The sequence below is a fragment of the Streptomyces sp. NPDC022552 genome, assembly GCF_055561875.1.
In genome coordinates this window covers 226,103-243,074 of sequence record NZ_JBVHGJ010000005.1, presented here as the reverse complement: position 1 = coordinate 243,074, position 16,972 = coordinate 226,103, and the positions used below count along the sequence as shown (strand labels likewise).

General features: G+C 69.7%; 19 protein-coding genes. 8 read left to right on the top strand and 11 right to left on the bottom strand.

Annotated elements, in window-relative coordinates; translation table 11 throughout:
• Window positions 1–40 precede the first annotated feature (40 nt).
• Entirely contained in the window at window positions 41–745 is a 705-nt protein-coding gene (locus ACZ3OF_RS16695; protein WP_467305216.1) for a DUF4232 domain-containing protein, read from the bottom strand.
• A gap of 311 nt (window positions 746–1,056) precedes the next feature.
• On the opposite strand from ACZ3OF_RS16695, the gene ACZ3OF_RS16690 reads away from it, so the two are divergent.
• On the top strand, window positions 1,057–2,439 hold the full coding sequence (locus tag ACZ3OF_RS16690; protein WP_361670200.1) for a serine hydrolase domain-containing protein: 1,383 nt from the start codon (window positions 1,057–1,059) through the stop codon (window positions 2,437–2,439).
• A 36-nt stretch (window positions 2,440–2,475) separates the two neighbouring features.
• Here the strand turns inward: ACZ3OF_RS16690 and ACZ3OF_RS16685 are convergent, their stop codons facing one another.
• From ACZ3OF_RS16685 to ACZ3OF_RS16675, 3 genes are all read right to left on the bottom strand, one after another.
• The gene (locus ACZ3OF_RS16685; protein WP_361670203.1) at window positions 2,476–2,934 is read right to left on the bottom strand and encodes a MarR family winged helix-turn-helix transcriptional regulator; all 459 of its coding nucleotides are present in this window, start codon (window positions 2,932–2,934) and stop codon (window positions 2,476–2,478) included.
• A 78-nt stretch (window positions 2,935–3,012) separates the two neighbouring features.
• Window positions 3,013–3,876 carry a GNAT family N-acetyltransferase gene (locus tag ACZ3OF_RS16680; protein ID WP_361670206.1) on the bottom strand — a complete coding sequence of 288 codons (864 nt, stop codon included), beginning with the start codon at window positions 3,874–3,876 and terminating at the stop codon, window positions 3,013–3,015.
• 5 nt (window positions 3,877–3,881) lie between these two features.
• A complete protein-coding gene (locus ACZ3OF_RS16675) occupies window positions 3,882–4,409 on the bottom strand; it encodes a DUF2269 domain-containing protein (protein ID WP_467305213.1) in 528 nt (175 codons plus the stop codon).
• Window positions 4,410–4,486: 77 nt separating this feature from the next.
• On the opposite strand from ACZ3OF_RS16675, the gene ACZ3OF_RS16670 reads away from it, so the two are divergent.
• Both ACZ3OF_RS16670 and ACZ3OF_RS16665 read left to right on the top strand, forming a co-directional pair.
• The gene (locus tag ACZ3OF_RS16670; protein WP_361670213.1) at window positions 4,487–5,140 is read left to right on the top strand and encodes an HAD family hydrolase; all 654 of its coding nucleotides are present in this window, start codon (window positions 4,487–4,489) and stop codon (window positions 5,138–5,140) included.
• Window positions 5,141–5,247: 107 nt separating this feature from the next.
• The gene (locus ACZ3OF_RS16665; protein WP_467305210.1) at window positions 5,248–6,435 is read left to right on the top strand and encodes a globin domain-containing protein; all 1,188 of its coding nucleotides are present in this window, start codon (window positions 5,248–5,250) and stop codon (window positions 6,433–6,435) included.
• 41 nt (window positions 6,436–6,476) lie between these two features.
• On the opposite strand, the gene ACZ3OF_RS16660 is transcribed toward ACZ3OF_RS16665, so the two are convergent.
• The 5 genes from ACZ3OF_RS16660 to ACZ3OF_RS16640 all read right to left on the bottom strand — a co-directional run bounded on the left by ACZ3OF_RS16660 (window position 6,477) and on the right by ACZ3OF_RS16640 (window position 10,192).
• The gene (locus ACZ3OF_RS16660) at window positions 6,477–6,956 is read right to left on the bottom strand and encodes an NUDIX hydrolase (RefSeq protein WP_361670219.1); all 480 of its coding nucleotides are present in this window, start codon (window positions 6,954–6,956) and stop codon (window positions 6,477–6,479) included.
• 35 nt (window positions 6,957–6,991) lie between these two features.
• Window positions 6,992–7,888, bottom strand: a complete 897-nt coding sequence (locus ACZ3OF_RS16655) for a LysR family transcriptional regulator (protein WP_467305207.1) — start codon at window positions 7,886–7,888, stop codon at window positions 6,992–6,994.
• Between the two features lie 268 nt (window positions 7,889–8,156).
• The gene (locus ACZ3OF_RS16650; RefSeq protein ID WP_467305205.1) at window positions 8,157–9,320 is read right to left on the bottom strand and encodes a cystathionine gamma-lyase; all 1,164 of its coding nucleotides are present in this window, start codon (window positions 9,318–9,320) and stop codon (window positions 8,157–8,159) included.
• Window positions 9,317–9,805, bottom strand: coding sequence for a low molecular weight protein-tyrosine-phosphatase (locus ACZ3OF_RS16645; protein ID WP_467305203.1), 489 nt, complete (start codon window positions 9,803–9,805; stop codon window positions 9,317–9,319). The genes ACZ3OF_RS16650 and ACZ3OF_RS16645 overlap by 4 nt, the downstream gene beginning before the upstream one ends.
• 9 nt (window positions 9,806–9,814) lie before the next feature.
• Window positions 9,815–10,192, bottom strand: a complete 378-nt coding sequence (locus ACZ3OF_RS16640; RefSeq protein WP_260231340.1) for a phage holin family protein — start codon at window positions 10,190–10,192, stop codon at window positions 9,815–9,817.
• A gap of 51 nt (window positions 10,193–10,243) precedes the next feature.
• On the opposite strand from ACZ3OF_RS16640, the gene ACZ3OF_RS16635 reads away from it, so the two are divergent.
• The 4 genes from ACZ3OF_RS16635 (at window position 10,244) to ACZ3OF_RS16620 (ending at window position 12,535) form a co-directional block, all read left to right on the top strand.
• On the top strand, window positions 10,244–10,561 hold the full coding sequence (locus ACZ3OF_RS16635) for a cupin domain-containing protein (protein ID WP_355110745.1): 318 nt from the start codon (window positions 10,244–10,246) through the stop codon (window positions 10,559–10,561).
• Window positions 10,562–10,692: 131 nt separating this feature from the next.
• Window positions 10,693–10,911 (top strand): DUF5326 family protein, encoded by a 219-nt coding sequence (locus ACZ3OF_RS16630; protein WP_361435453.1) that lies wholly within the window; start codon window positions 10,693–10,695, stop codon window positions 10,909–10,911.
• 292 nt (window positions 10,912–11,203) lie between these two features.
• On the top strand, window positions 11,204–11,962 hold the full coding sequence (locus ACZ3OF_RS16625) for an IclR family transcriptional regulator (RefSeq protein WP_361670231.1): 759 nt from the start codon (window positions 11,204–11,206) through the stop codon (window positions 11,960–11,962).
• 138 nt (window positions 11,963–12,100) lie between these two features.
• Complete coding sequence (locus ACZ3OF_RS16620; RefSeq protein WP_361600136.1) at window positions 12,101–12,535, top strand: SsgA family sporulation/cell division regulator; 435 nt, start codon at window positions 12,101–12,103, stop codon at window positions 12,533–12,535.
• A gap of 71 nt (window positions 12,536–12,606) precedes the next feature.
• On the opposite strand, the gene ACZ3OF_RS16615 is transcribed toward ACZ3OF_RS16620, so the two are convergent.
• On the bottom strand, window positions 12,607–13,947 hold the full coding sequence (locus ACZ3OF_RS16615; RefSeq protein WP_467305196.1) for a YibE/F family protein: 1,341 nt from the start codon (window positions 13,945–13,947) through the stop codon (window positions 12,607–12,609).
• Window positions 13,948–14,158: 211 nt separating this feature from the next.
• Between ACZ3OF_RS16615 and thiC the strand changes: the two genes are divergently transcribed.
• Entirely contained in the window at window positions 14,159–15,931 is a 1,773-nt protein-coding gene (gene thiC / locus ACZ3OF_RS16610; protein WP_361670237.1) for a phosphomethylpyrimidine synthase ThiC, read from the top strand.
• Between the two features lie 153 nt (window positions 15,932–16,084).
• Here thiC and ACZ3OF_RS16605 read toward each other — a convergent pair whose 3' ends face one another.
• On the bottom strand, window positions 16,085–16,918 hold the full coding sequence (locus ACZ3OF_RS16605) for a hypothetical protein (protein ID WP_467305193.1): 834 nt from the start codon (window positions 16,916–16,918) through the stop codon (window positions 16,085–16,087).
• Between the last annotated feature and the right edge of the window lie 54 nt (window positions 16,919–16,972).

Here is a 16,972-nt window from a genome sequence, read left to right as displayed (position 1 = left end):
CACCCGCGAAGCAGCCGACGGGGGGTCAGTCGGCGGGGAATCAGCCGACCTTGCCGACGGGGGTGATCCGGAGGGGGCGGTTCGGGGAGTCCGGGTTGTCGACCGGGAGGGAGCCCGCCGGCCAGTTCAGGGTGATCGTCTTCGTCTCGTTCGGCGGGGTGACGAGGATCTTGGACACGCTTACACCCGTGCCGCCGGTCGTGTTGAGCGGGAACGTGATGTTGAAGGCAGCGGACTCGCCGTCCTTCAGAACGCCGGAGACGGGCTTGTCGCCGTTGCGTGCCACCGACAGGGTGTCGCCCGCCGTGGTCTTCAGGTCGACGCCGGCGAAGCCGCGGATCGTGCAGTCACGGCCGCCGCCGTTCTTCAACTGGACCGTGACGATGCCCTCCACCATGTCGGTGGTGTTGTCGACCGCGCTGACCTCCAGCTCGTCGCTGCGGCAGATGCCGGACGGCTTGCCGCTGGAACCCGTGCCCGCCGTGGCCTCTTCGCCGCTTCCGCTGCCACCGCCGCTGCTCTTGCCGGTGCTCTGGCCGCTGCCGCTTCCGCTGCCGCTTCCGCTGGTGTCCGTGCCTGCCTCGGTCGGGCCGGTGCCGGTGCTGCTGCCCGAGGGAGCGGTGGATGCCGAGCCGGTGGGCTTGGCGTTCGTGGTGGCGTCGTCGCCGCTGCAGGCGGTCAGCGAGAGCGTGCTGACCAGCGTGAGGCCGGCGAGGAGCGTCTTGGTGGCGTGTGTCAGCTTCATGTGTTCCCCCGGTGGTGTGCTGTCGGTGATCCGCGGCCGGTCGGCGTTTCCGTCCGGCCCGGCAACAGAGAATCCGTTCCAGGAAAGCCGGGGCAAGCCGACGCGCGGTTTCCGGGAGACTGGAACGCCGAGGCGGGTCTGACCTGTAGAAACGTCCTGCCCTGGAACGCCGTGGTGGGACGCGTAAAGGGCGCTCGCGCCCTGATCCGGCAAGCTGTGAGGATCATGGGGAGCCGAACTCGCGCCCGCCACACGGGTATCCGACGGGAAATATGGTCGACGCCCGCTCGGGCAGCGCGTTGGATCGGTCCATGACCTCACCTTTCGAAGCTCTGCTTCCCAGTACCGAACGGGTGCTGCTGCACCGTGTCGCGGTCGCCCAGTCCGAGGGACGTACGCCCTCCTTCGTCGGGGCCGTGGCCCGCGAGGGAGCCATGGTGTGGAGCGGGGCGCGCAGCTGTGTCGACGGGCACGCCCCGGACGCCGACACGCAGTACCGGATCGGCTCGCTCACCAAGGTCTTCACCGCCGTTCTGGTGATGCGGCTCCGTGACGAGGGCCTCCTCGATCTGAACGACCCTCTGGAGAAGCATCTTCCGGGCACGGACGTCGGCGAGACGACCATCGCCCAACTCCTCGCCCATACGGCGGGTCTCGCGGCGGAGAGCCCCGGTCCGTGGTGGGAGCGGACGCCCGGGACGGTACGGCCGAAGCTGGCCGATGTGCTCGGTGAGGAGCCGGTGCTCCACCCGGTGGGGCGCCACTTCCACTACTCCAACCCCGGGTACACGCTGCTCGGTTCGCTGATCGAGGCGCTGCGTGGGGTCTCCTGGGAGGAGGCGCTGCGCGGCGAGATCCTGGAGCCGCTGGGGATGACGCGGACGAGCGTGCAGCCGGTCGCTCCGCACGCCGGCGGCTGGGCCGTACACCCGTGGGCGGACGTGATGCTGCCCGAACCCTCCGAGGATCTGGGGCTGATGGCGCCGGCCGGACAGCTCTGGTCGACGGCCGAGGACCTCTGCCGCTTCGCTCGGTTCCTCGCGCAGGGCGACGACCGTGTGCTCGGCGCGGCCTCGGTCGAGGAGATGCGCACGCCGGCGTCGGCGCCCGGTGCCGGTGACTGGGAGGGCGGCTACGGACTGGGTGTCCAGCTGCTGCGTAGGGACGGCCGGACGCTGATCGGCCACACCGGCTCGCTGCCGGGCTTCGTCGCCTGTCTCTGGGTGAGCGTCGAGGACGGCGTCGCGGCGGTCGCCCTCGCCAATGCCACCTCCGGGCCCCTGATGGCGTCGGTGGCGGCCGATCTCGTACGGATCGTGGCGGAGGCCGAGCCCAGGTTCCCCGAGCCGTGGAGGCCGATGCCCGAGGGCGAGGTGGACCAGGAGCTGCTGGACCTTGCCGGGCCCTGGTACTGGGGCACGTACGCGTTCGGGCTGCGCCTCGGTCCGGACCGGGGCGCGACCCTCGAACCGCTGAGCGGTGTCGGACGGCGGGCGACCTTCCGGGCGCTTCCGGAGGGCGGTTGGATCGGCCTGAACGGCTACTACCTGGGGGAGACGCTCCGCCCGGTCCGGCGTCCCGACGGCTCGGTGAGCCATCTCGATCTGGGGTCCTTCGTCTTCACCCGGGAGCCGTACGAGCGGAGCGACGCGATCCCGGGCGGAGTGGACGAGGCGGGGTGGCGCGGCCTCTGAACGTCTGTTTCACGTGAAACAGGACGCTGAGGGCGGCTAGGCGGGAACGTGCAGGCCTTCGACGACACGGACCAGGGGGGCCAGCTCCGGGTTCTTGGCCGCCTCGTCGAGGGCTTCGCGCAGCGCCCGGTCGTTGGTGGGTCGGGCCTCCGTGAGGAGTTCCATCCCGGCCTCGGTGACGTCGGTGTAGATACCGCGCCGGTCGGTGGCGCAGAGGTAGCGGGTCAGGAGGCCCCGGTCCTCCAGGCGGGTCACCAGTCGTGTGGTGGCACTCTGGCTGAGGACGACGGCGTCGGCGACCTGCTTCATCTGGAGGTGCCCGCCCGGACCGCTGTGCTGGCGGCTGAGCACATCGAGCAGGGAGTACTCGCGCACGCTCAGGCCGTGCTGCGACTCCAGGGCGCGCTCGATGTGGGATTCGATCCTGCCGTGCAGCAACGAGAGGGCGCACCACCCCTGGGAGAGGGCGGTGAGTGCGGGGGCGGTCGCGGTCATGGTCTCTCCTCGGTCCGGAGCGGCTTTTCCCAGAGTAGACGATGAGCGCAAAAGCCCGCGTGTGCAATTACTCGGGCTCTACCCCGCCGCGACGGTCAGGGGTGCGAACCGGCGGCCCCAGTCGCCCGGCAGGTCGGGCAGGGAGCGCACCATGACCGCGTTGAAGGCGATCGAGGCGAGGCCGTTCGCCTTGAGCCAGGTCAGCAGCGCCTCATGGCGTACGTCGATGTCCGTGCGCAGGGGACGGTCGGTGGCGGCGGCAAGGGCGGCGACGAGGGCCTGTGCGGTGGCCGTGTCCCGAGCGATCAGGGGGCCGATCACATGGGTGTCCATGTTGGGCCAGGCCGCGGCGAAGCCGGTGATCTCGCCGTCCTCCTCGGCGACACGGAGATGGTCCGCGAAGGCCGGCAGGCGGGTGATCATATGGGTCCGGTCCAGGCCGAAGATCTCGGTGTCCAGGCGGAGCACCGTCTGGAGGTCCTCGGCCGTGGCAGCGCGGGTCGCGATCTCCGGGACCGGTTCCGTCGCGGTGAAGTGGCCCTTGAGCATCTCCGCGCGGCCCGTCTGGGCGAAGCCCAGCTGCTCGTAGAGCGGCTGACCGTTCGGGGTCGCATGGAGCGTGAGCGGGGTGTCCCCGGCCTCGGCCACCACGTGGTGCATCAGACGGCGCCCCACTCCCCGGCGGGCGTACCGCTCAGCGACGAGCACCATGCCGATCGCGGAGAGCCCGGGTCCGTACGAGGTGACCACGCTCGCCGCGATCAGCCCCTTGCCGTCGGGGTCGTCGATGCCGTACCCAGTCCCCGCGGTCAGCAGGAGGTTCCATTTGTGTTCCTCACGCAGCCAGCCCCGGTCCTCGGAGAGATCGGCGCAGGCGGTGAGATCCGCTGAGGTGAGGATACGGATGGGAAGCTGATCGAGCGGGGTGAGCGACGTCGGCATGGGGCTCAGGCTGTCGGACGCAATGATCGTTCGTCCACCGCTTTACGGGAACTGGTCCGTGCCCGCAGGCGACGACCCCGGCGCGTCAGTCCCCAGGGCTTCAGCACGGAGATCGCGGTCATGAACAGATAGGCCGCCGTCGACACCGTCGGCGCCGACACCAGGCCGGCGTCCGGCACCCCGGCTGCCGCCGCGTGCTCGATCTCCGGGCGCAGGGCGAAGACGGTCGCGGTCGCCGTGGCCAGAGTGATCCAGAACTTGATCCAGACCCAGCGGTGCCGGGCCAGTCCCCAGGGAGTGCCCAGGGAGAGGACCAGCCCACTCACCAAGGTCACCACCGCGACCGGAGCGAGCAGCCAGTCCGCGAACACCTTCATCGCACGGTAGGAGGCTTCGGTGAGCGAGGGGTCCCGGGTCGTGTAGGCCGTGATGCCGAGCGTCAGCAGTCCCACGCTGAGCCCGAGCCACGACACGGAGACGGCGGCATGGACGACGAGGAGAGCCCGTCGAGCGGGGCGCTGGAGATGTTTCACGTGAAACACCGTGCCGCCCCGCCCCCTCGCCTCGCGTCTGACAGGGGGAGTAACCACACGTACTAGCCTCGGCGTACATGACCACTTCCCCGGGCGCCGGCAGGCTCCATCTCTTCGACCTCGACGGCACCCTGATCCGGGGCTCGGCGGCCGCCGTGGAGATCTCGCGGCAGCTCGGTCTCGCCGAGGAGATCGCCGCCCTGGAGCGCGGCTTTCTGCTGGACGGCATGACGCCCGACGAGTTCGCGGTTCAGGCCCACGCTCTGTGGTCCGCCCTGACGACGGAGCAGGTCACGGCCGCCTTCGAAGGGGCGCCCTGGCTGGCCGGTATCCGTGAGGTCTGGGCGGACATCCATGCCCAGGGAGGGCGCTGCGCCGTCATCTCGCTCTCGCCGGACTTCTTCGTCGAGCGCCTTCTCGACTGGGGGGCCGATGCAGCCCATGGCTCCCTCTGGCCACCGGTGCCGTTCACCGCGCCCATCCACCGTCCGGGCATCCTCAACGCTGCGGCGAAGGTGAGCATCGCGCGCCGGCTCTGCGCGGAGTACGGGCTGGGCCTGGAGAACTGTGTGGCCTACGGCGACTCGATGTCCGACGCGGAACTCTTCGCCGCCGTGCCGCTCACCGTGGCGGTGAACGCCGATCACCATCTGGCCGGGCTGTCCCGCCACGCCTACACCGGAGGCGATCTGCGCGAGGCGTACGACCTGGTCCGAAAGAGCGCAGCCTAGCTCGCGCCGCGGGGCTAATGCCCGAGAATTCCACTTTCTGTCCGAACCGGTGACCAAACCTGTCAAGCTGCGGCGACAAGAGCCGTAGGCGTGAGGCGAGGCACACGATGGAAGAGGCCGTGCACGACGACGGCGAAGCACCGCCCCGGATAGTCCCGGGGCCATCCTCCGACCGGCCGTCCCGCAACGGGCCGTCCCCCGACGCGATCCTCATCCGCCGCACCCTGGCGGAGATCGCTCCCGTCGCCGACAAGGTGGCCTCGTACTTCTACGCCCTGCTCTTCGTCCGCCACCCCGAGCTGCGCGCGATGTTCCCCGCTGCGATGGACACCCAGCGCGACCGCCTCCTCAAGGCGCTGCTGACGGCGGCCGAGCACTTGGACGACGCCCCCGTACTCACCGAGTACCTCCAGAACCTGGGCCGTGGACACCGCAAGTACGGGACCCGGCCGACGCACTACCCGGCCGTAGGCGAGGCGCTGATCGGGGCGCTGATCCGGTACGCCACCCTGACCTGGAACGAGGAGACCGAGGCCGCCTGGGTGCGGACGTACACGACGATCTCGCAGATCATGATCGACGCGGCGGCCGAGAGCGAGCTGCACGCGCCCGCCTGGTGGCAGGCCGAGGTCGTCTCGCACGATCTGCGGACCCCGGAGATCGCTGTGATCACGCTGCGGCCCGACCAGCCGTACACCTTCCTCGCCGGCCAGTACACGACGCTCGAGACGCCGTGGTGGCCGCGTGTGTGGCGGCACTACTCCTTCGCCTCGGCGCCTCGCCCCGACGGGCTGCTCACCCTCCACGTCAAGGCGGTCCCGGCCGGCTGGGTCTCCAATGCCCTGGTGCACCACGCGCGACCAGGCGACGTCCTGCGCCTCGGCCCGCCCGCGGGGTCGATGACGGTCGACCACTCCACGGACAACGGGCTGCTGTGCCTGGGCGGCGGCACTGGGATCGCGCCCATCAAAGCGCTGGTCGAGGACGTGGCCGAGCACGGGGACCGGCGCCCCGTGGAGGTGTTCTACGGGGCGCGCAGCGGCCACGACCTGTACGACATCGACACGATGATGCGGCTCCAGAAGACGTACCCCTGGCTGTCGGTGCGGCCGGTCACCGAGGAGGACCAGGCCCAGCTGCCGGACGTCGTGGGCCAGTACGGGCCGTGGACCGAGTACGAGGCCTATCTGTCGGGCCCGCCCGGCATGATCCGGCGCGGGGTGGACACCCTGCGGGGGATCGGAATCCCCCTGGAACGGATCCGCCACGACCTCCTGACCGAGCTCGCGTCCTGACCCAGGAACTCCCTTCCCGAGCTGGAACTCCTGTCGAGCTCCTAACCCAGGTCGGGGGCGTGCATCGCGCGGACCCCCTCGATATTGCCGTCCAGGTAGTGACGCAGGGACAGCGGCACGAGATGGACGGCGGCGATGCCGACCCGGCTGAACGGCACCCGGACGATCTCGTACTCGCCGCAGGGCTCCTCCACCTCGGGGCCGTGCCGCAGTGAGGGGTCCATCGAATCTAGCCGGCAGACGAAGAAGTGCTGGACCTTCACTCCCGAGACACCGCCGTCGACGATGTGCTCGACGGTGTCGACGAAGCAGGGGACCACATCGGTGATCTTGGCGCCGAGCTCCTCGTGCACCTCGCGGTGGAGGGCTTCGACGACAGTGGTGTCCGAGGGCTCGACCCCGCCACCCGGCGTCAGCCAGTAGGGATCCACCCCCGGCTTCGTGCGCTTGATCAGGATGAGGTCGTTTCCATCGAGCAGAATGGCGCGTGCGGTGCGCTTGACCACAGGACGTTCGGTCATGGGAAGAAAATGGCCCGCCACGGGTGTCCTGAAACTCACCAGTCTCCGGAGGCTCGCAGCAGCCACTCGTGCGCCCGCGCGATGTGCGGCAGTGCGAGGGTCCCGGTCCGGACGACGAGGAAGTACGTCCGCAGTGGTGGCACCGGCGGATCGAGGAGCGCCACGAGGCGGCCCTGCTCCAGGGCTTCCTCGCACAGATAGCGGGGCAGGACGGCCAGCCCCGCCCCGGCGGCCGTGGATTCCAGGACGGCCCGCAGATCGGGCGCCACGACGGTGGCGGTCGCGGCCGGCTTGGTCTCGAAGACGGCTGCCCAGTAGCGGGAGACGAACGGCAACGACTCGTGCACCTCCACCACCGGCAGCTGCTCCAGGACCACGGCGCCCTTGCGCAGCAACAGGTCGGGCGCCAGCCGGGCGGCCCAGCGCGGGGCGGCGACCAGCACATGTTCCTCGTCGCAGAGCGGAGTGGAGCTGAAGAGCCCTCCGCGTGGGCGGGCGGTGGCGACGGCCAGATCGTGGTGGCCCGCGGCGAGCCCGTCGAGGATCTCCTCGGTCGTGGCGGGGAACGCGGCCCGCACCGCGAGCCCGTGGGAGACCAGCCGAGTGAGGGCGGGCAGCACACGCATCGAGGTGAACTCGGGAGGCCCGGCGAGATGGAGGGTGCGGACGCCGTTCTCCTCGTCCAGACCGGTCTCGGCGATCTCCACGAGCGCGTCCAGATGCGGGGCCGCACGGTGGGCGAGCTCGTCGCCGATCGTGGTGGGGGTGACCCCACGGGCCTGTCTGAGGAAGAGCGGGCGGCCGAGCTGCCGTTCCAGGGTGCGGATCTGGCTCGTGACGGCGGGCTGGGAGAGTCCGAGAAGGGCCGCGGCGCGGGTGAAGGAGCCGGCCCGGTGCACCGCGACGAAGGTGCGCAGCAGGGCGAGATCCATGTCCGCCCCCTCCCGGCCGCGTCGGCCGTTCGACTCAGGCGGTCGGCTGACTGCGCCTCAGGACCGTCCAACTATAAATAAGTCGATAGGTCTCTGTCGCTACCGTGATTGGACACTGACGCAGAGTCAACTAGCCTTGTTCAGGCGGTCTCCGCGCGTGGAACCCGGGGTGTTCCGAGCCATGAGGGGGGAGGCTCGGAGCGCCCCGGTTCCGTGCGGGGCGCTCCGGAAAGCACACGGACGGCACTCGGACGTCACGTGCCGAGCCTCAGCGGGTTGTGGCCGCTTCGGCCGCGTCGAGGGCGCGCAGGACGTCCGCGATCAGGTCCTCGGGGTCCTCCGCACCGACGGAGAAGCGGACGAAGCCCTCCGGCACGGCGTCGCCGCCCCACCGGCCGCGCCGCTCGGCCGTCGAGCGGACACCCCCGAAGCTGGTGGCGTCGTCCACGAGCCGTAGCGCGCCGAGGAACCGATCCGCCCGGTCCCGGTCGGGCAGGACGAAGGACACCACGGATCCGAAGCGCTTCATCTGCGTCGCCGCCACCGTGTGGGAGGGGTCGTCCGGCAGTCCGGGATACCGCAGCCCGGTCACCTCGGCCCGCTTGCTCAGCGCCTCCGCGAGGGCCAGTGCCGAGGTGCACTGCCGGTCGATCCGGAGCTGGAGCGTGGCCAGGGAACGGTGGGCGAGCCAGGCCTCCATGGGGCCGGGGATGGCCCCGACGATCTTGCGCCAGCGCCGCACGTCCGCCGCGAGCCGCGGATCGAGGCAGCTGACATGGCCGAGGAGGATGTCACCGTGCCCGGTCATGCCCTTGGTATCGCTGGCGACGGAGAAGTCCGCGCCCAGCTCCAGGGGTCGCTGGCCGAGCGGGGTGGCCAGGGTGTTGTCGACGGCGACCAGGGCGCCGGCCTCGTGGGCCGCCCGCGCCAGACGGCGGATGTCGCAGACGTCGAGCCCGGGGTTGGAGGGCGTCTCGATCCACAGCAGCCGCGCGCCCTCCAGTACGGACAGCTGGGCGTCGCCGCCGGTGGGCGCGGTGCGGACCTCGATCCCGTACGCCCTGAGCTGCTCGTGCACCAGGGGCAGCGCCTGGTAGCCGTCGGCCGGTACGACGACCGTGTCGCCGGACCTGAGCTGGGAGAAGAGGACGGCGGAGATGGCGGCCATGCCCGAGGCGAAGACGAGCGTCTCGACGCCCGGTTCCCCCGGCGCCTCCAGCTCGCCGATGGCGCGCTCCAGGTGGGTCCAGGTGGGGTTCTCGTCCCGCCCGTACGTATAGGGGCCGGTGGGGTCGCCCGGCAGATGGAAGTGGGCGGCGAAGACCGGTCCCGGCAGGGTCGGCTCGTACTTCACCGGCTCGGGAAGGCCCGCCCGTACCGCCCGTGTCCCGTCGCCGATGCCCTCGGCGCCCCCGAACGTGTCCCTGCTCATACCGCCCGTTCCTCCACACTCTCGCTCACAGCGGCCAGCAGTCCCTCGCTCGCCGCCTCCACCATCTCAAGGCACTCCTCGAAGCCGTCCGTCCCTCCGTAGTACGGGTCGGGCACGTCGAGGTCGTCGGCCGCCGGGTCGTACGAGCGCAGCAGCCGCACCTTCGCCGCGTCCTCCGGGGTCGGCGCGAGCGCGCGCAGCGCCCGCAGGTGGCCCTCGTCGAGAGCGATCACCAGATCGAGCGCGGGGAACCACGAGGCGCGGAACTGGCGGGCGGTGTGCCCGGAGGCGTAGCCGTGCTCCTCCAGGACGGCGGCCGTCCGTGGATCGGCGGCGTCGCCCTCGTGCCAGCCTCCGGTGCCCGCGCTGTCCACCTCGACCGCGCCCGCCAGGCCGGCCGCCTCCACGTGGGCGCGGAAGACGGACTCGGCCATCGGCGAGCGGCAGATGTTGCCGGTACAGACGAAGCAGACGCGGTACGTCATGGTCCGCACTCAGTCCCCGTCGGGGAGCACGACGTTGAGCGCCCAGGAGACGACGGAGATGATCAGGCCGCCGAGGACGGCGGTCCAGAAGCCCTCGACATGGAAGCTGAGATCGAGCTGCTCCGCCAGCCAGGAGGTGAGCAGCAGCATCAGGGCGTTGATCACCAGCGTGATCAGGCCGAGGGTGAGTATGAACAGCGGAAGCGAGATCAGTTTGACGATCGGCTTCACCAAGAAGTTCACCAGCCCGAAAACCAGGGCGACGAGGATGAGCGTCCAGGCCTTCTTGCCCGTGCTGTCACCGGTCAGGGTGATGTCCTGGAGCAGCCAGATCGCCACTCCCAATGCGCCCGCGTTCGCGAGCGTCTTGACTACGAAATTCTTCATGTGTCTGATCGTGGCAGACATGATCGGGCCAACGGCAGGGGCAGACGCACGATGAAAGCATTCCGACTGGACGAGCTCGAGGCGGAGCGCGCCGCCAACGACGGTGCGTACCTCCAGTTCCTGCGGGAGCGGAACATGTCCGTCGGTCTGTACGCGCTCGACGCCGGCTCGCTCGATCCGCAGCAGCCGCACGGCCAGGACGAGGTGTACTTCGTCGTCAGCGGGCGGGCCGCGATCACGGTCGGGATGGAGACGACGCAGGTGGCGCGCGGCAGTGTGGTCTATGTACCGGCCGGTGTGGCCCACAAGTTCCACCACATCACCGAGGACCTGCGGGTCATGGTGGTGTTCTCACCACCGGAGAGCTGAACTCCCCTAGGGGGTGGATCAGGGGAGAGCAAGGGCTCCGAGGCCCCCGCGGGCACAGGTGTCACCCCTAGCATCGAGAGTGTCCGGCGCAGAGCGCGTGGGACGGACTCTTCGGAGATGAGGGAAGCACGATGGCGGTACGAGAGATTCTCGCGGGGATGCCCTGGTGGGTGAAGTGGGTCGCCATACCCGTCATCGCCCTGTTCGTCTTCGGCGGCCTGATCACCAGCATCGCGACGTTCGTGATCGGTCTGCTCTTCAAGGTGCTGGTCTTCGTCGCACTCGTCGGTGGACTGATCTACGTCGTACGGAAGTTCATGTCCTCGTCGACGTCGCGCGAGGATTGGTAGCACACGCTACCGAGCGGTAGGGGCGGGCCGCCCGGGTGTTAGCCCGGGCGGGGGACGCGGCCCGGGAATCCAGGGCCAGGCCTGGGAGCTGCCATTAGAGTGGCACAGCTCTGCCGCCCCGGGGAAAACTGGCGTAGACCTCCGCATCGACCTGCGAGGGTCCACCCCGTCCCGGGCGGGTCCGCCATGGACCCCACCGGTTCCCAGGCCGCGGCGGGCGCGCGGGGGCGGCCCCCGCGGGCGGGTGTACGGCACCCGTCGTCATGCCTGGGGGTGACCTTTGGCCACGGCTATGCAGTCCGCCGCTCCTACCCTGATCGGCTCGGTGCAGCGGGCGCTGAGACTACTGGAGGCCGTGGGCTCCCATGAGGACGGAGCTCCCGCCAAACAACTCGCGCGCGAGGCTGGGCTCCCACTGCCCACCGCGTACCACCTGCTCCGCACCCTGACGCACGAGGGCTATCTCCGGCGCGAGAAGGGTGTGTTCGTCTTCGGCGACGCAGCCGGTCGACTGGCCGGCGGCGGAGACCTGCAGAATCGTCGCACCAAGATCGAAGACTCGCTCGCGCACTGGCGCGACGAGATCGGCGTCCCCGTCTACTTCGCGATCTACCGCGAGGGTGAGATCGAGCTCGTCGCCGTTGCCGACACCCCCTCCGCCCCGGCCGTGGACGAGTGGGCCGACTTCCGCGAGACGGGTCACGCGCATGCGATCGGTCAGTGTCTGCTCAGTCAACTGGATCTGAAGACTCGTCAAGACCACCTCGATCGCCATCCGGTGGAATCCATCACTCCGTACACGGTGCGTAACCGGCGTGCCCTTTTGGAACGTTTGGGCGCTATGGGGCGAATGGAGCCCCTGGTGGAGCGTCAGGAATATGCGCTCGGCACGGTCTGCGCCGCGATCCCCATCACTGCGGGGTCCACCGCGGCCGCGATGGCCATTTCTCTCCCTCTTCACCAGCAAGAACGGTTGCTGCCCGCAGTCGATCGACTACGCAATGAGATCGGAAGGCTCTTCAGTAGCTTCGCTTTCTCTATCAGTATCTGAAAAATCACTCCTTGTGATCTGCTAGTGCGTACAGCACGATTGCGTCAAGAGGGCCGTGAGGGATCATTCCTGGCCGTTTTGGTCCCAGCTTTCAGCTGCTGTGTTTACACAACTGCTTCATCTACTGCGGGGTACATCATGCGAGAGTCGGTTCAGGCCGAGGTTCTGATGAGCTTCCTCGTCTCCGAGGAGCTCTCCTTCAGGATCCCGGTGGAGCTGCGTTACGAGACCCGGGATCCCTACGCGGTGCGGATGACCTTCCACCTCCCCGGAGACGCCCCCGTGACCTGGGCGTTCGGTCGGGAGCTGCTGCTCGACGGGATCAACGGACCGAGCGGGGACGGCGATGTGCACATCGCGCCCACCGACCCCGAGGCCCTTTCGGACGTCGCCATCCGGCTCCAGGTCGGCAGCGACCGCGCCCTGTTCCGGGCCAGTGCTCCGCCGCTCGTCGCGTTCCTCGACCGTACGGACAAGCTCGTTCCGCTCGGTCAGGAACGGACATTCGGTGACTTCGAGGACAACCTGGAGGCGGCGCTCGGCCGGATCCTCGCGGAGGAGAACGCGGGCTGAGCAAGCCGCGCTCGTCCGCGAGGGCCGGCGCGTCCCAGTCCTGAGGTCCCCGTCCCGTCACCGCCCGCCCGTCATTTGGCGCGGCGGCGGCGCCCGCCCCTGGCTGAACGCTTCTCCCCGCCGCCCGGCCGGTCGGCCGAGACCACCAGGGCCGCGAGAGCCGTGGTCAGCGGCACCGAGGCGACCAGCCCGATCGACCCCACCAGCGTGCGGACGATCTCCTCCGCCACCAGTTCGCTGTTGGCCACCGTCCCCACACTGCTCTGCGCGATGGAGAAGAGGAGCAGCAGGGGCAGGGCCGCACCGGCGTAGGCGAGCACCAGCGTGTTCACCACGGACGCGATGTGGTCGCGGCCGATCCTGATCCCGGCCCGGTACAGCGCGCGCGGCCCCATCCGGGGATCCGCCGCGTGCAGCTCCCACACCGCCGAGGTCTGTGTCACCGTCACGTCGTCGAGCACACCGAGCGAACCGATGATGATGCCGGCCAGCAGCAGACCCGACATGTCGATCTCCGGGTAAAGACCGTGGATCAGACCGGTGTTGTCGTCGGTGTTCCCGGTCAGCGACGCCCAGCTGATGAAGTACGAGCCCAGGAACCCGATCAGCAGCAGCGAGATCAGCGTCCCGAGCACCGCGACCGAGGTGCGGGCCGACAGTCCGTGGCACATGTAGAGCGCGATCAGCATGATCGCGCTCGATCCGACCACCGCCACCACCAGCGGATTCGACCCCTGCAGAATCGCCGGCAGGATGAAGAGCGTCAGCACCATGAAGCTGATCGCGAGCGCGATCAGGGCCATCACGCCCCGCATCCGTCCCACGAGCACGACCGCGAGGGCGAAGATCCCGGCGAGGACGGCCAGCGGAACCTTGCGGTTGACGTCCGTCACCGAGTACTGGAGATCGCGCGGGGCGTCGGGCGCGTACGCCACCACCACGCCCTGTCCCTCGTCCAGTTGCCGTGGTGCGTCCGGCTGCACGATCTCGGTGAAGGTGCGGCCCTGGTCCGGGCCGCTCGTGACCTCGATCGTCGCCTTCTCGCACTGCCCCTGCTGCGCGTTGGCCGCCTCGCGCCCCTGGGGCGTCGAGGGGTCCGCGGTCGGCGGCACCTGGGCGGCGTTCACGTCCTGACAGTCGACCTGCTCGACCCTGGTGACCGTGCCCTGGTAGGTCTGCCGGTCGAAGCCGACGCCCGTGCGTTCGTGCTCCGGGGCGCCGCCGGGCCACAGGACGACCAGCCCGACCACCACGGCCGTGGCGAACGGGATCAGGACCGCGGCGATGACCCTGCGCAGATGCCGGGAGACGGGCGCGGCCGGCCCATGACTGTGGGTGTGGCCGTGCCCGTGACCGACGTCGCCGTGTTCGTCGTGGCCGTCGGGTTCCGGGGTCTGCTGCGAGGAGGTCACCGACCGATCATCGCAAGAACGGCGGGGGCCCACTGTTCAGCATGGCCGGGTTGACGCTAGCGTGGTGCCACCTTTGCACACGCGGGAGCTCGGAGCACCGGGCTGAGAGGGCGCTGATCACCGTACGGGCGTACTCATGTACGTACGGGAGGAGGCTGCGCCGACCGCCGAACCTGTTACCGGGTAATGCCGGCGTAGGGAGATCGGTCTCATGACCATTCAGGATGCACGCACGCCTGCCACCAGCCAGGACGAGCGCAAGCCGGGCTGGCACAAGGGATACGTCGAGGGCTCGCGCCCCGACCTCCGAGTGCCCGTCCGTCAGGTGCACCTCACCAACGGCAAGGACGTGACGCTGTACGACACGTCCGGTCCGTACACCGACCCCACCATCGACACCGACGTACGGCGGGGTCTTCCGCCGCTGCGCGAGAACTGGATCATCGCGCGGGGTGACACGGAGGAGTACGCGGGTCGCCCGGTCCGCCCCGAGGACGACGGCATCAAGCACACGTCGCCGCGTGGTGGCCTGAAGAACCTCGACGCGGTCTTCCCGGGCCGGCCGCGCCAGCCCCGCCGGGGCCGCGACGGCCAGGCCGTGACGCAGCTCGCGTACGCCCGCCGGGGCGAGATCACCCCGGAGATGGAGTACGTCGCGATCCGCGAGAACGTCTCCCCCGAGGTCGTACGGGAGGAGATCGCGGCGGGCCGCGCGGTGCTGCCGGCCAACGTCAACCACCCGGAGATCGAGCCGATGATCATCGGCAAGCGGTTCCTGGTGAAGGTCAACGCCAACATCGGCAACTCCGCCGTGACCTCCTCCATCGAGGAGGAGGTGGAGAAGATGACCTGGGCGACCAAGTGGGGTGCCGACACGGTCATGGACCTCTCCACCGGCCGCAACATCCACACCACCCGCGAGTGGGTGCTGCGCAACTCTCCCGTGCCGATCGGCACCGTTCCGCTCTACCAGGCCCTGGAGAAGGTCGACGGCAAGGCCGAGGAGCTGACCTGGGAGATCTACAAGGACACCGTCATCGAGCAGGCCGAGCAGGGCGTCGACTACATGACGGTCCACGCCGGCGTGCTGCTGCCGTACGTGCCGCTGACGGCCCGCCGCAAGACCGGCATCGTCTCGCGCGGCGGCTCGATCATGGCCGCCTGGTGCCTCGCGCACCACAAGGAGAACTTCCTCTACACGAACTTCGAGGAGCTCTGCGAGATCCTGGCGGCGTACGACGTCACGTACTCCCTGGGCGACGGTCTGCGGCCCGGCTCGATCGCCGACGCCAACGACGAGGCGCAGTTCGCGGAGCTGCGCACGCTCGGCGAGCTGAACACGATCGCCAAGCGCCACAACGTGCAGACGATGATCGAGGGCCCGGGCCACGTCCCGATGCACAAGATCAAGGAGAACATCGACCTCCAGCAGGAGATCTGCGAGGAGGCGCCGTTCTACACGCTCGGCCCGCTCACCACGGACGTCGCCCCGGCGTACGACCACATCACCTCGGGCATCGGCGCCGCGATGATCGCCTGGTGGGGCACGGCGATGCTCTGCTACGTCACGCCCAAGGAGCACCTGGGCCTGCCCAACCGCGACGACGTGAAGACCGGTGTCATCACGTACAAGATCGCGGCGCACGCGGCCGACCTGGCCAAGGGGCACCCGGGGGCGCAGGAGTGGGACGACGCGCTGTCGGACGCGCGGTTCGAGTTCCGCTGGGAGGACCAGTTCAACCTGGCACTCGACCCGGACACGGCCCGCGAGTTCCACGACGAGACGCTGCCGGCCGAGCCCGCGAAGACCGCGCACTTCTGCTCGATGTGCGGTCCGAAGTTCTGCTCGATGAAGATCTCGCAGGACATCCGCCGGGAGCACGGTGGCGACCTCAAGTCGGACGAGATCGCGGCCGGCATGGAGGAGAAGTCCAAGGAGTTCGCGGCCGCGGGCAACCGGGTGTATCTGCCGCTGGCTGAGTAGCGGCGCGCTTCCGTACGTATGTGTGGCGGGACGCACGAAGCGGCGGGTCGGACCGCATGGCCGGGGGGCCGTGCGGCTCGTGCCCGCCGCGGCGTTCTACGGAGCGGGCATGGCCTGATCCGGCCGGTGTCCTCGGCCGTCCTCCGGGCCCGGCTACTCCTGCCCGTGGTGGTCCGGCGAGCCGAAGTCCGGGCTGGTGAAGTCCGGGCTGCTGAACGTCGGGCGCGTGCCCGAGGCGCCCTCGTTCGGGCTGCTGAAGTCCGGGCCGCTGTAACCGATCTTCGGTATGCGGTCGGTACGGGGCGGCGCGACGGGCGGCGTGGCCGGGAAGGGGGCGGGGGCGGCGAGGGCGTCGCGCAGGAACGGCACGATGCCCCGTTCCACCAGCGCGCGGCGCCAGGCCTCGCGGGCGCGGGACAGCTCGTCGTCGGCTTCGGCGGGTGGTGGATCGCTCGCGGCCACCTGCGTCGACCGGTTGCGCAGCGCCGTGAGTAGCAGCCCGACCGCCGCGCAGAAGAGGCCGGCGGCGGCGACGGCGCCGAAGAACCACCCCGCGGTCAGCAGTGTGTCGGCGAACGCGAGCGTGGGTGCCAGCACCTTCAGTACGGCGCCGACCAGCAGAAAGATCACCGCGGCCGTGCCGGCGAGGACCGGTGCCAGGACCGTGACGATCGCGACGATGCCCGCGCCCGGTCCGGCGCTCGGCCCCTCGCCCTCCGCCGCCAGGACGGCGTTCATCACGCTCGTACCGGTCGGTGAGCGGCCCTCTTCGCGGACCTTCACGAAGTGGTCGTACTCGACCGCCGCCGCGGCCGTGATCAGAGCCGTCGCGTTCAGCGCCATCGCGCGCAGCTGTTCGGCCGTGAGCCGTTTCCCGGTCTCGGCGAGATCCGGATGGTCGTGCGCGTTACGCAGTGCGTCGTCGAGGAGTCGCACGTACTCGGCACGATCCTCGGTCAGCAGGTGCGGAGCCACGTTCATGTGCATCCCCCGATGCTCCGTAGGGCCTTGCTGACCGTGGGGAACGGCCAGTTGGGCGGA